The organism is Kineococcus glutinatus, from assembly GCF_039542765.1.
Lineage (GTDB): Bacteria > Actinomycetota > Actinomycetes > Actinomycetales > Kineococcaceae > Kineococcus_A > Kineococcus_A glutinatus.
On sequence record NZ_BAABIL010000494.1, the window covers coordinates 1 to 818 of the forward strand.

The 818-nt window shown below is 79.3% G+C and carries 1 protein-coding gene; it reads left to right on the forward strand.

From position 1 onward, the window contains the following. On the forward strand, positions 1-818 hold an 818-nt coding region (locus ABEB16_RS16960; RefSeq protein WP_345713404.1), incomplete at both ends, for a Rossmann-fold NAD(P)-binding domain-containing protein.

Consider the following 818-nt stretch of genomic DNA (forward strand, 5'->3'; position numbering starts at 1 on the left):
TGCTGCTGCGGGCCGTGCACGCCGACCGCACGGATCGCGCCGCCCTGGCCGCGGCCCGCGCCGCCGCCCTGCGCGAGCGCGGCGGCTGGGACGCCGTCGTGGACACCTGGTCCGGTGCGCCCGCGGTGGTCACCGCCGCGGCCGAGGTCCTGGCCGGCTGCGCCGACCGCTACGGGTACGTCTCCAGCGCGTCGGTGTACGAGTGGGGCCGGCACGTCGACGAGCACTCCCCGCTCGTGGCGGGCGACCCGGCGGCCACCGGCGGGGACTACCCCTCGCTCAAGCGCGGCGCCGAGCTGGGGGTGCTGGCCGCCTTCCCCGACGCCCTCCTGGCGCGCGCCGGACTGGTCCTCGGCCCGCACGAGGACATCGGCCGCCTGCCGTGGTGGCTCACCCGGATCGCCCGCGGCGGGCGGGTGGTGGCCCCCGGGCGCCCGCAGCGCCCCCTGCAGCTCGTCGACGCCCGCGACCTGGCGGACTGGCTGCTGTCGGGCCTCGCCGGCGGGCTGGCCGGTCCCGTCGACGTCGCCTGCCGCAGCGGGCACACCACCACCGCAGGGCTGCTGGGGGCCTGCGTGCGCGTGACCGGCTCGGACGCGGAGCTGGTGTGGATCGGCGAGGACGACCTCGCCGCGGCCGGTGCCCTGCCGTGGACGCACCTGCCGTGCTGGGTGCCCGAGCGCGGGGGGTTCGCGGGGTTCCTGGAGGCCGACACCTCCCGCGCTGCGGCCACCGGGCTGTCGTGCCGCCCTGTCCCGGACACGGTCTCCGCGACGTGGGAGTGGCTGCAGCGCGACGGGACGCCCGCCCAGCGCCCG